Annotated in this window: 9 protein-coding genes; 1 reads left to right on the top strand and 8 read right to left on the bottom strand. The window is 51.6% G+C overall.

The window, feature by feature from the left end:
- Nucleotides 1-106: 106 nt before the first annotated feature.
- Nucleotides 107-3,307, top strand: coding sequence for a carbamoyl-phosphate synthase large subunit (carB, locus tag RDU59_02035; protein ID MDQ7837254.1), 3,201 nt, complete (start codon nucleotides 107-109; stop codon nucleotides 3,305-3,307).
- Between the two features lie 124 nt (nucleotides 3,308-3,431).
- Here carB and selB read toward each other — a convergent pair whose 3' ends face one another.
- From selB to RDU59_01995, 8 genes are all read right to left on the bottom strand, one after another.
- Nucleotides 3,432-5,345: a selenocysteine-specific translation elongation factor gene (gene selB / locus RDU59_02030; GenBank protein MDQ7837253.1), complete on the bottom strand. Its 1,914-nt coding sequence runs from the start codon at nucleotides 5,343-5,345 to the stop codon at nucleotides 3,432-3,434.
- Between the two features lie 134 nt (nucleotides 5,346-5,479).
- Entirely contained in the window at nucleotides 5,480-6,916 is a 1,437-nt protein-coding gene (locus RDU59_02025; GenBank protein MDQ7837252.1) for a flagellar hook protein FlgE, read from the bottom strand.
- Between the two features lie 14 nt (nucleotides 6,917-6,930).
- Complete coding sequence (locus RDU59_02020) at nucleotides 6,931-7,626, bottom strand: flagellar hook capping FlgD N-terminal domain-containing protein (protein ID MDQ7837251.1); 696 nt, start codon at nucleotides 7,624-7,626, stop codon at nucleotides 6,931-6,933.
- 18 nt (nucleotides 7,627-7,644) lie between these two features.
- Nucleotides 7,645-9,309: a flagellar hook-length control protein FliK gene (locus tag RDU59_02015; GenBank protein ID MDQ7837250.1), complete on the bottom strand. Its 1,665-nt coding sequence runs from the start codon at nucleotides 9,307-9,309 to the stop codon at nucleotides 7,645-7,647.
- A gap of 319 nt (nucleotides 9,310-9,628) precedes the next feature.
- Nucleotides 9,629-10,204 (bottom strand): hypothetical protein, encoded by a 576-nt coding sequence (locus RDU59_02010; GenBank protein ID MDQ7837249.1) that lies wholly within the window; start codon nucleotides 10,202-10,204, stop codon nucleotides 9,629-9,631.
- Nucleotides 10,197-10,664 (bottom strand): flagellar export protein FliJ, encoded by a 468-nt coding sequence (fliJ, locus tag RDU59_02005; protein ID MDQ7837248.1) that lies wholly within the window; start codon nucleotides 10,662-10,664, stop codon nucleotides 10,197-10,199. The genes RDU59_02010 and fliJ overlap by 8 nt, the downstream gene beginning before the upstream one ends.
- A 257-nt stretch (nucleotides 10,665-10,921) precedes the next feature.
- A complete protein-coding gene (gene fliI, locus RDU59_02000) occupies nucleotides 10,922-12,256 on the bottom strand; it encodes a flagellar protein export ATPase FliI (protein MDQ7837247.1) in 1,335 nt (444 codons plus the stop codon).
- Complete coding sequence (locus RDU59_01995; protein ID MDQ7837246.1) at nucleotides 12,240-12,950, bottom strand: FliH/SctL family protein; 711 nt, start codon at nucleotides 12,948-12,950, stop codon at nucleotides 12,240-12,242. Before RDU59_01995 ends, fliI begins: the two co-directional genes overlap by 17 nt.
- Nucleotides 12,951-13,040 lie beyond the last annotated feature (90 nt).

Below are 13,040 nucleotides of genomic sequence, written 5' to 3'. Positions count from 1 at the left end.
TGTTTTTAACTTGACACACGACCGGGGCTTTCCTATATTCCCGGCAGTCGGAAGCAACGCCTAATCCGTTGTTTCTTGCATACGCGATGGATTTAAAGGAGATACCATGCCAAGACGTGAGGACATCAAAAAGGTAATGATCATCGGTTCCGGGCCTATTGTCATCGGTCAGGCCTGTGAATTTGATTATTCCGGCACCCAGGCCTGCAAGGCGTTGCGCAAATTTGGTTATGAGATAGTACTGGTTAATTCCAACCCGGCTACCATCATGACCGACCCGGGCACGGCCGACTTCACCTATATTGAGCCGCTTAATCTCCAGAGTCTGGTAGAAATCATTGAGAAAGAACGGCCTGACGCCCTGCTGCCTAATCTGGGCGGCCAGACTGGTCTAAACCTCTGCTCTGAACTGGCGCATGCGGGCGTACTTGAGAAATACGGTGTAAAAGTAATCGGTGTAGAGGTAGAGGCCATTAAACGCGGCGAAGACCGGATTGCCTTCAAGGAAACCATGGACAGGCTGGGTATCGAAATGCCAAGAAGCGCACCTGCCTTCACTGTGAAGGAGGCTGAGGCCATAGCTAATGATCTCGGCTACCCGGTGGTCATCCGTCCTGCTTACACCTTAGGGGGTACGGGAGGCGGCCTGGTCTATAATGTAGAAGAACTACGCATTATAGTCAGCCGCGGTATATCAGCCAGTCTCGTGGGGCAGGTGCTGGTAGAAGAGTCCGTCCTGGGATGGGAGGAACTGGAGCTTGAGGTCGTCCGCGATGCCAAGAACCAGATGATCACCGTCTGTTTTATCGAAAACGTGGATGCCATGGGCGTCCACACCGGAGACTCATTCTGTGTCGCCCCCATGCTCACCATCGATCCTGCCCTGCAGAAGCGCCTGCAGAAATATTCCTATGACATTGTCGAGGCCATCCGGGTGATCGGAGGGACCAATATCCAGTTTGCCCATGATCCCAAGACCAGCCGGGTGGTAGTAATCGAGATTAACCCCAGGACTTCCCGGTCTTCTGCCCTGGCCTCCAAGGCTACCGGCTTCCCCATTGCCCTCATCTCTTCCATGCTGGCCGTCGGTATTAGCCTGGATGAGATCCCTTACTGGCGGGAGGGGACGCTTGATAAATATACCCCATCCGGCGACTACGTGGTTGTGAAATTCGCACGCTGGGCCTTCGAAAAGTTTGAGGGCGTCGAAGATAAACTCGGCACCCAGATGCGGGCCGTGGGCGAAGTCATGAGCATCGGAAAGAATTACAAAGAAGCATTACAGAAGGCCATCCGTTCCCTGGAAACCAGCCGTTATGGACTCGGTTTTGCTAAGGACTTTCATAAACATTCTCTGCCGGAACTCATGGAGACCCTGGCCGAGCCGTCCAGTGAGCGCCAGTTTATCATGTACGAGGCGCTGCGGAAGGGCGCTACAGTAGAGGATCTCTATGCCAAGACCTATATAAAACCCTGGTTTATCCGGCAGATGAAAGAACTGGTAGAGATGGAAGAGCAAATCCTGCGCTATAAGGGAAAGGACCTGCCGGAGGAACTTTTGCGACAGGCAAAAAAGGATGGATTTTCCGATCGCTACCTGTCGCAGATTCTCGGTATTCCAGAGGCAGAGATCAGGCGGCAGCGTACCCAAGCCGGGATAGTTGAGGCCTGGGACTCCCTGCCCGTGAGTGGTGTGGAAAATGCGGCTTACTATTTTTCCACCTACAATGCCCCCGATAAGGTCGTGACCAGCAAAAGGCGTAAGATAATGGTCCTGGGCGGGGGACCCAACCGGATCGGCCAGGGGATTGAATTTGATTACTGCTGCGTTCATGCCGCCCTTGCCCTGCGCGACGAAGGCTATGAGTCTATCATGGTCAACTGTAATCCCGAGACCGTCTCTACGGACTACGACACCTCAGACAAGCTTTACTTTGAGCCGCTCACGGTAGAGGATGTCCTGAGTATCTATGAGAAGGAGAAACCGGAAGGGGTAATCGTACAGTTCGGCGGCCAGACTCCGCTCAACATTGCCAATGAGCTGGCCCAGGCAGGCGTTAAAATCATCGGTACCTCGCCGGAGGCCATTGACCTGGCTGAGGACCGGGACCGCTTCCGCCAGATGATGACCAAGATAGGCATACCGGAGCCTGAATCCGGCATGGCCAGCAACCCGGAAGAGGCCCTGGCCGTGGCCAAACAGATCGGCTATCCGCTGATGGTGCGGCCATCCTATGTCCTGGGCGGACGCGCCATGCAGGTGATCCACGACGAGGAGATGCTCACCCATTATGTTTCCGCGGCCGTAGATATTTCACCAGAGCGGCCCATTTTGATTGATAAGTTTCTGGAAAATGCTATCGAGGTCGAGGCAGACGCCATCGCTGATGGCTCAAACGCTTTTGTCCCCGCGGTTATGGAACACATCGAGCTGGCTGGTATCCACTCCGGCGACTCCGCCTGCGTGATTCCACCTATCAGCATACCAGCCAAACACCTCGACACCATCTACGAATATACAAGAAGAATAGCCCTGGAGCTTCGGGTGGTCGGTCTGATGAATATCCAGTATGCCATAGCCAATGATACCGTTTACGTTCTTGAGGCGAACCCGCGGGCCTCCCGGACCGTTCCCCTGGTCTCAAAGGTATGCAACATTTCCATGGTGCGCCTGGCCACCCAGATACTTCTGGGTAAAAAACTTTCCGATTTGAATCTCAAGCGGCAGTCGATTCCGCATTACGGCGTTAAGGAAGCAGTCTTTCCGTTTAACATGTTCCCTGAGGTTGACCCGCTACTTGGTCCGGAAATGCGGTCCACCGGAGAGGTATTGGGACTGGCGGACTCTTTTGGGCTCGCCTTTTACAAGGCCCAGGAAGCCGCCCAGCAGTTGCTGCCTTCCGAGGGAACCGTCTTGATTACCGTCTCGGAAAACGATCGGCCGGCAGTGCTGGAGGTGGCCCGCCAGTTTAGCAAGCTTGGGTTCAGAATCAGGGCTACCGCCGGAACCCAGGCCTTTTTAGCCGCGAAGGGAATCCAATCCGAGCCTATCAATAAGATGCATGAAGGACGTCCCAACATCGTTGATACCATTAAGAACGAAGAGATCCAGCTAGTGATCAACACCCCTAGCGGCAAGCTGAGCAAACACGACGACTCCTATATTCGTAAGGCCGCCATAAAGTACAAGGTGCCCTACATTACTACTCTGGCCGCAGCTCTGGCCGCAGCCAGAGGGATTGCCAAGCGCCGGAAGGGTCACGGCCAGGTGCGGTCTCTGCAGAGCTACCATGCAGAAATTTCATAGACGTGTCACATGACGACTCAAAAAATCCGGGCGGCCTCCCCGGGAAAAGGCTTTCCGTGTAACGCGGGGCCAAACTGTCTTTTCCTCTTGGCTGGTGTCTGTCCGGAAACTCTTCTCCCCCTGGCTATTTCTTTTCCCGCAGCACCCGTTTATCCCCCACCCGAATAGTGACCTTCGCGGCATCAAAGTATTCCAGGAGGGGTATCATGTACTTGCGTGAAAGGTTGGTCACCTCTTTGAACTGGGCCGGGGTTATCTCCTGGTGTTTTCTGAGAAAATCTACGATGCGGTCTCTAAGGTCAATTAAGGGCTTGTTATGGAAGCAGAGGTCTTCCTTCACCTTTATCAATATATTTTCCCGGATGAGAAGGTCAATAAATTTCCCGGACTGGGCGCCGTCTTTCCCCAGAAGCTCTGATACCGCGCTACGCGAGGGCGGCTCCCATCCCGCTTTAAGGTATATCTTTTCTATCTTATCCTTCAGGCCCTTTTCATCCACCTGCAAATCTACTTTATGACCGGGCAGGCGCAGGAGTTCCTTTTCGGCCACAAGCCTTTTGGATTGAACCAGATCGTTTATTAAAAAGGAGAATAACCTTGGATCCATCTCGGAAGAAAGTTTGCTTCTCAGCTCTTCCTTCGGGATGCCAAAGAGAAGCGGATTACGTTTGTGGTAATCTTGCAGGATGCCAAGGACATTTTCCCTGGCTCCCTCATAGACTCCGGAGGCCACAAAGGCCTGGTTTTCCTGATTGAAGAGCAGAATATCCCCGCTCTTGGTTAGTTTGTGGATTGTACTGGCCAAATCCTGTTCATTTAATCCGCCAAGAAGAGCTAGCTGCCTGCGCGTCAGCCCTTGCGCCTCCGCCTTGTTTACATGTAAAAGAACGATCTCTTCCGGGCTTCCGGCCTCCAGGATCTTTAAATCCGAAAGAGTGGCTTCGATGAAGCGTTTATGCCGTTTGGGGACAGGATGTAATATTTCTCCCCCGCCAATAGTACGCGTCGGTGAATAGCTGCGCAGCACGTAGCGATCTCCAGGCAAGACGGCTGCTTTTTTAAGCAGTCTTAACTGGGCATAGGTCTTTTCTCCCGGCTTTAGTTCATCACGGTCCAGCAGGGTTACTCTGGCGGCGATCTCGCATGTTCCGGTATGGAACCGCACCCGGGCGCTATTTTTTAATGGCTTAGAAACGCTCGGCAAGTAGTAAAGGCTGACATCCAGCAGGTAGGAGTTTTCCAGGCTGTTTGCCGTAGCCAGGACGTCTCCTCTCTCAATGGTTTCCTTTTCTATGCCCTGAAGGTTTATAGCCGTACGAAGCCCGGCCTTAGCCTCGCGCACTTCCTGGTTATGTACCTGGAGGCCGCGTATCCTGGCCGGCAGCGCACGGGGATAGATGGTAACGCTGTCTCCGGTGCTTATTCTACCTGAAATGGACGCGCCCGTAACCACGGTGCCAAAGCCTTTGATGGTAAAGACACGGTCTATAGGCAGGCGAAAAGGCCCGCTGGTCGGTTTTTCCATCACCCCGGCGGCCAGGGATTCGAGCGCTCCGGTCAACTCCGACAACCCATCCCCGGTTAGTGAAGAAACGACCACAATTGGCGCTTCTTCCAGGAAGGTTCCCTTGAGAAATTTGCTTACGTCATCCCGCACCAGTTCCAGCCATTCTTCATCCACCATATCCTTTTTAGTCAACACTACCACACCGCTCTTGACGTTAAGGATCTGACATATCTCCAGATGTTCCCTTGTCTGGGGCATGACCCCTTCATCAGCCGCTATAATCAGGGCCACTATATCGATACCGCTGGCCCCGGCCACCATGTTTTTGACAAAGCGTTCGTGCCCTGGGACATCGACGATACCCAGTTTTTGGCCGCCGGGCAGGGTGAGATGGGCAAATCCCAACTCTATGGTGATGCCGCGCTCCTTTTCTTCCTTGAGCCGGTCGGTGTCAATGCCGCTAAGTACCTTGATAAGGGATGTTTTGCCGTGATCAATATGCCCGGCCGTGCCCAAAATTACGTGTTTCATATTTAGCCTGGTCTTGGGAGTGGATTATGCTTATGGCATAGCAAAGATTTTGCAGGTTGGCAAGGTAAATTACCCTCCAAAAGGCAAGGCGGCAGGAGAGGTTTAAAACGACTCTCCTGCCGCTGTCAGAATTACTAACGTTTCAGGCTAATCAGTTCGGCGAGCATATCGTCGGTAGTGGTGATGATCTTGGAATTGGCCTGGAATCCCCTTTGCACGGTGATCATGCGGACAAATTCCGCGCCGAGATCCACATTGGACTGCTCCAGTGAGTTAGGGGCGATGCTTCCCAGTCCGTTCGTACCGGGCTGGCCGGTGATAGGCGCTCCGGACTCGGTAGTCACCGAGAAGAGGTTGCCGCCCAGCTTGGAAAGGCCGATCAGGTTGTTGAAATCGGCCAGACCAATCAAGTTACGCGGGATGATCTGCCCGTTAGAATAATGGCCGGTGATTACACCCTCGGCGCTGACGGAGACGGACTGCAGGAAGCCTGCGCCAAAACCGTTCTGGTCCTGAAAGATGGTGGTTGAGGCGCTGGCATACTGGCTGCTGGCCAGGGCCTCTTTCTCCCAGGCCGTGGAGGTTAAACTATAGGTACTGCCGAAATTGAGATCGACAACCTGGTTATCTGCCGCCCCCGTAAAATTGGCTTCAAACTGAAAATAGCCATTAGGGGTATCGTCATCAGCATCCAAGGCATCTAATGTACCGTCACTTGCGTCAACCGTGCTGGCAGTAATATCAGTTATGTCTCCAGAGGTGTTGAATTCTATCGTACCATAAAGCAGCGCACCGGCCCATTCATCCGTAGCCGGGTCTATTCCAGATCTTTGATCTTCGGCCGGGTTACAGGTCACCACGTACTCCCAGATGTTAGCGGTAGAGGTGGGATCAAAGTAGATTGTTACGTCGTGGCTATTGCCCAGAGAATCATAGACCTGAATGGCGCTGTGGTACGTGTATGAGTTCGCACTTGCCGGCGGGTCGGCGGTCCCGTCCCAGTCGCTGTCCCCCGGCACAACATCATAAAGATCATTTCCACTGGCCTCAGACTCCCGCGAGTCTAAGTTGGTAATGACCTCTATGGCATCTGTCGCCACCGGGGCAGAACTCTTGGGAACCAGGATATCCCCGATCGTGCCGGTAACCTCACCGGTATCCTGATCCAGTGCCCAGCCCTGTGCTACGTATCCGGCCGGATTAACCAGATAACCGCTCTGATCAAAGCGGAATTCACCGGCCCGTGTATAATACAGGTTATTTTCCGTCCCCGGGGCCCGCACGATGAAAAAGCCGTTGCCGCCGATAGCCAGATCGGTCGCCTGTGAAGAGCTCTCGAAAGAACCCTGGGCAAACAGGCCGCTTACGCTGGCCAGTGTGACGCCGCGACCGACCTGGGATGACCCGGAGGCCGTGGATATCTGCTGGGCCAACACGTCCTGAAAGGTAGCTCGGGACGATTTAAAGGCCACGGTGTTCACGTTAGAGATATTGTCGCCAATAACGGACATGGCATTGCCCATGGTAGAAAGGCCGCTGATGCCCGCATAGAGCGAACTTGAAATAGACATGATTTATCCCTCCGTTAGGTAGTTGTCTCTTCTTGTGTATTACTATCAGCTGTATCTATTACCCTGACCACATCAGCCACGCTGATCTTTGATCCATTTTCCAGTACCAGCATGGTTAAGCCGCCCTCAAAGTCCAGGCCGGTGATACGGCCGCAGATGGAGGTATTGACCGGGACCTCCTGACCGGCGGCGTCTTTAGCTACAACATCGAAATAGTACCGGCCATCGGGAAGAACCACACCTTTCTGATCTTTGCCATCCCATCCCAGCGTATAACTACCGGCATCCCCGGACCCAAGATTGAGGCGGCGCACATTTGTGCCGTTCTCATCAGAGATATTGATGACGCAAGAATTCGCGTCTTCCGTTAATTCATAATAGGCTTCAGTTGCTTTACCCTCTTGCAGTGTGATCTCATCCGTTACCACTTCCACCTTCTTATCGATTAAAGAAAGGAGTTGCAGGTTATTCTGCGAGGTCTGGTAGGCTATCAGGTTAGTCATATTTTCGTTTAAGTTATAAAGCTGCTCCAGACTGCTGAACTGGGCGAGTTGCGCCGAAAACTCATAGGCCTCCATAGGATTGAGCGGGTCTTGATGTTCCATCTGGGCCACAAAGAGCTTCAAAAAAGAATCCTTATCCAGGACCTGGCCACCCCCGGATTGTGTCTGACTGGCCGAGGTGGCCAGTCCCAGTCCATTTATATCCATTTCTCATCCTCCTTTTAGTCAGGCAAATAGGTCAATCCCCTGTATCAAGGACTTGGGGGAATTAATAGGTACGGTTTCTATCCCTTCTCCCCCGGCATAATCCTCGTCTCCATCACGATATAATGGCCATGGCCTGCGATCATGCCCTGCATACGGTTCATGTTCTCTAAAAAATTGGCGAAAATCCTGGCTCAATTCCACATGGCATTCCCCCATTTTGATGCCCTGTTCGGACAAGGCCGTTCTGAGTTGCGGCAGGCCGCTCTCCACGATCTCTTTTACTCTGTAATTATCAAGAGTAAATGTGGTATGGAGCTGGTCGTTTTTGAAAACCAGGTTGACCTTTACTTCGCCCAGGTGTGGCGGGAAAAGCTTAATAATCACCTGATCTTCCTTCAGGCGAAGTGAACCGGAGAGACGACCGGTGATTTGCGAGAAAATATCCTCCGGATAAACAACCGGCCTTATAGTGTCTTTTGCCGCACTACTCACGTTATTTACCGCTGACGCCAGCGGTGCTCCGTCTAATATGAAGAGCGGTTTCTGCACCAACTTTTCGCTGTGCGCCCATTGTCCGGCCATTTCCTCCAACCAGACCGGGGTTATTCCACCCTCCACAGACAGCTTTCCATTGGACCAGCTATCTAACGTGAGCGCTTGTTCTTTCAGATCAAGCCCGGCCCTTACTTCTCTGAGGCTCTCCAGCCACCTGTCCTGCCAGGAACGGAGAGCGGCCATACGGCTGTCTCCGGCAGGTCTGACCTCTGTTTCAAGCTTTATTTTGCTGAGAAGGTGCTCCAGGTTGTGGAAAAAACTATCTGCATCAATGGGGTTTTGTTTCCGTTCTACGACCTCGGTGGTCTTGTCCAGTATAGAAACGAGCTTCGGGAGAGAAAAACTTTTATCGCTTAGGCCGGCCTCAACGGCAATCTTACGGATTTCTTCCTCAGTCAGACCCAGTTTGGCGAGCAGACCAGCAAGAGAATCCTCATGCCATTCCTCAAGGGGCATACCGGATAGAGGACGCTTACATTCCTCTTCCAGCGTTCGCACCAGTTGGCCAATTTTTACAAAGCCGCCCTCTGTCAGACACTTCTCCGAGATGCCTCTTATCTCTTGCGGCGTCAATCCAAAGCCCTCCAGCATGGAGCTTATGGCCGATAGATCCGAAAGAGTCATGCGGTGCTGTGGAGAGAGGAGGGATTCCGCTTGCGCCTTGTCCTGTAAGGCCTGCGGGTCCAGCATGGCAAACAGGATATTGATGTTGTATTCTCCCTCTTCACCTTTCATTTTTGCTGTAGCCTGAGAAAGTTCGGCTTCTTTCAGGCCGCAGGCACGCAAGAACTCGGCAAGCATAAGCTCGTCTGGATGCTCTATCGCCAGGCCGGTTCCGCATAAGCTTGTCTCTTTAAGTGTGTCTTTTAACGACCGGAGAATATGGCGCAGGTCATTACGACAAAGCTTTCCCCCGGGAACGGGACTTAACAGGGATCCTTTTTCACTGATACCCGTCCGTCCCCCACGTTGAACCGACCCGCCAAGACAATTTCTGATCGGAGAGGAACTGTTATTTAAAAAAGACAGAAACGGGGCGCCCCCTTCACCTTTTGTTGCCGGGGTCTCAAGTTTCCCGGTGAATGTACCATCTGATATTCCGGTCAAAGTAGGCGTTGTATATAGCAATATCTTCACCTCCTTTCGGTTCCGTCTTGAACTCCGGCCATTTGTACTGCAACGCCTGTGCCATTTGTTTATTTCTTACAATTACTAATTATTCCGGATAGTTATTTTGTAGACAAAATTGCCCTGTCCTCAAAAACAAAAAGAGGCGGCAATTTTTTCAGTTTTGCCTGCGGGATGGCGGAAAAAATTGCCGGGTGGGAAAGATTGCAGGATCGAATAGGTTTGCCACAGAGTACACAGGGGGCACAGAGATAAAAAAGCGGAGGGTTGAATTTCGAATTTGCTGATGGCTGATAGCTGAGTGCTGATAGCTATCTTATCACCTTGCTTCACTGGCCAATTTCTGAGAAAGTCTGGCTGCCTTCTCTGTCTCTACAAAGCTCAGTATGGCGCCTACATCCTTGCTCTTCATGGCCGAAAGGATCTGCAGCGCCACATCGTCGTTTAGCTTTTCAATAAGGCTGGCCGCCTTATCAGGTTTCATGGCACTGTAAGCCCCGACCAGATGTTTTAAACGCGTCTCCTGAGACTGCCTGGCGGCCTCACCATTTTTCTGAAGATGGCCCTGCAATTCTGTTTGTAGCTGGGAGAGATTAGCCAGTTTGTTTTCTATATCCTTCTTCAGGATCAAAAGCTCCTCTTCCTTTTTTCTTAGTTCTTCTTCTCTGGCTGCCAGCTCGCGGCGTTTATTTTCCAGCTCTTCGAATAGCCTAAGATCATCTAAGTCAATAGCCTGCTTGTTCTTTACTTTGTCCTCGGCTATAGCCTGATTATGGCCTGGTGGTTGCCAGCGAAATCCACGTTCATAAAAATAAAACCCGAGCATGCCCAGCTTGACACAGATAATCGCCCCCAAAAAGATCATTATATATCTGAGGGTATTAAATCTACGCATATCCCAGTCCTTCTGAAAACACATCTTTGGCCTGACGCCTTATAAGAACCAATTCATCGTTTTCTTTCTGTTCCAGACGTATCATCTCCTGCGTAAAGGCGTCAAAATCTTTTTTCTTTAATTTCTCGACCATCTTCTTTTCCCTGGACAACTTGAGAAGCTTCTGCCTGGCCTCTTCAACCGCCCGGGTTGATGCCTGCACCACTTCTTCCTGTACAGCGATGTCCCTGGCCAACAGGTTAAGGTAGTTTATATAAAGTAAATGCTGCGCTGCCGGGATGCCTTTTGTCCTTTTTTCTGTCAACTCAAACAAACATTCCTCTTCCCGGGTTCTTAGCCGATTCAGCTTTTGTTCCGCCTCTGCCAGTTTGGTCATCTTTTGAGCCAGGACCTGCTGGGCGACCTCCTCCAGGCGTTTCTTGTAATTTAGCAAGGTCTCAAATTTAAAAGAATAGCGCATAGTGTTCATCCAGCGACTATTGTTCCCGGCCTACGGTCGGCCTAAGGCCGGTCGTGCCATAGGCAGATTCGCCGGGGCGAACTCCACGCTTTCAGCGATCAGCCATCAGCTGTCAGCATGTTTGTTATCCGTTATCCGTTAACCGTTGTCCGACATTTTCTTTCGGTAAACGGTCAACAGTGAACGGTGGACCGGCTTCATGCCGATAGCTGGGTGCTGACTGCTCGTCCGGAATTCTCCTGGTTTCCGGACGAAAATTATCCCGCAAACAAGGCCGCCAGTTGAGCGGCGCTTTCGCCATAGCTTACCCGTTCCTCTACTTCCTGTTGCAGATATGCATTAACCTTATCGATCATCTTGACGGCATAGTCTATTTTGGGGTTGCTTCCTTTTACGTATGCCCCGATATTAATGAGGTCTTCGGCCTTCCGGTATGTGGCCAGGATGTTGATGAGCTTTTTGGTATTCTTTCGCTGATTCTCTCCTGTAATATCCCGCATTACCCGGCTGATACTGCCTAGAACATCTATAGCCGGATAGTGATTCTCATGGGCCAGATCACGGGATAAGACAATATGCCCGTCTATGATGGAGCGTGAGGCATCGGCAATAGGCTCGTTCATATCATCTCCCTCGACCAGCACGGTATAAATACCCGTAATACTCCCGCCACCGCGCTTGGTCCCGGCCCGTTCCAGCAATTTAGGCAGTTGAGCAAATACAGAGGGGGTATATCCGCGCGAGGTTGGCGGTTCGCCGATAGCCAGCCCAACTTCCCGGTAGGACATGGCGAAACGGGTTATTGAATCCATCATCAGGATAACGTCTTTGCCTTTGTCCCGGAAATATTCAGCTATGGCTGTGGCCAGATAAGCTCCACGCATCCTTATAAGCGGCGGCTGGTCTGAAGTGGCCACCACCACTACCGAACGCCTTAAGCCGGCCTCTCCCAGATCCCGTTCGATAAATTCTCTTACCTCCCGGCCCCGTTCCCCGATAAGGGCTATGACGCTGATATCGGCGGCGGTATGCCGGGCGATCATCCCCATGAGCACACTCTTCCCTACACCCGAACCGGACATAATACCGATCCTCTGCCCCTTGCCTATAGTAATAAGGCCGTTTATAGCCCGTATGCCCACATCTACCGGTTCACTTATACGCTCGCGCAGTAAAGGGTTCAAGGGCTCGGCATAGAGAGGATAATCTGTTTCATATTCTATGCGATCCTTTTGATCGATCTGATTCCCGAGTCCGTCTATAACCCGCCCCAGGAGTTTTTGGCCTGTCTTGATATTGGGACTCTGCTGTTTAAGCCTTATTCTACTGCCTGGTTCTATGCCCCGCATCTCACCCAGAGGCATAAGCAGCACCCGGTCGTTTCGAAAACCAACTACCTCCGCTGGAATGCTGCTCCCGTTATTTTTGAGATCAATCTCACATATCCCACCCACTGCCATACCTGGTCCCCGGCCTTCAATGACCATGCCGATTACCTGGGTTACTACACCCTGCACACTAATGGTCTTTGCCTCTTCGACGGCCTGCCTATAGGCCCCCCAGTTAATGGCCGGGTTACTGGCTGGAGTCATTCGTTATCCCTTTGCCGGTTTTCAGAACTTTCTCTACAGCAGCCTCAACAGCCGCCAGCTGTCCGTCTAAAGTAACATCTATATCACCAAATTCCGTTTCCAGCAGGCAACCGCCCTGCGTAATATTTTTGTCTTCCACTATCTCTACATGCTTTAGCCCGGCAATCCCCTTTAAAAAATCTTCTTTAATCTCATCGACGAACGCAAAATCGTAGGGATGAGCCCTGATTCTTACTTTTGAATTTTCCACCACGTGATTCAGCGCCTCTCTGATGGCGTATCTTATCAATTCCGGTGAAGTGATAACTTCGTGATGGATGACTTTTCTGGCAATCGCAAGGGTCAGAGTTAATATCTCTTCCTCCCATTTCTTGTAGAGCGAAGACTTAAGGTCGTTGATTTCACGCATTATCCTGGCAAAATTCTGCAACTCAATTATGAGCTTTTCTTTGCCGAATTCAAAACCGTCCTTTTCTCCCTGGGCGTATCCTTTCTCGTAGGCCTCGTGTTCAATAAAAACGGATTTCTCTCTGGCCTGGCGAATGATTTTTTCGGCCTCCCTCCCGGCGCTATATTCATCATCCCCCGGTCCCTTGCCTGTCCCCTGGCCATCTCCCGGATTACCCTGGAGGAAGGCCTCCAGTCTTTCGAAAGAAAAATCCGTCTTTCTTTTAGTACCTACTTTTTGCCTCATAAGCTTATAAGCCCACCGGAAAAATATTATTTTTACCCTCGCTGAAAGCTGACTGCTGATAGCTTCTGACTAGCCTTCATCTGGAACCTA

The sequence above is a fragment of the Thermodesulfobacteriota bacterium genome (assembly GCA_031082315.1).
Classification (GTDB): domain Bacteria; phylum Desulfobacterota; class QYQD01; order QYQD01; family QYQD01; genus QYQD01.
This window is presented reverse-complemented; position numbering and strand designations above follow the sequence as displayed.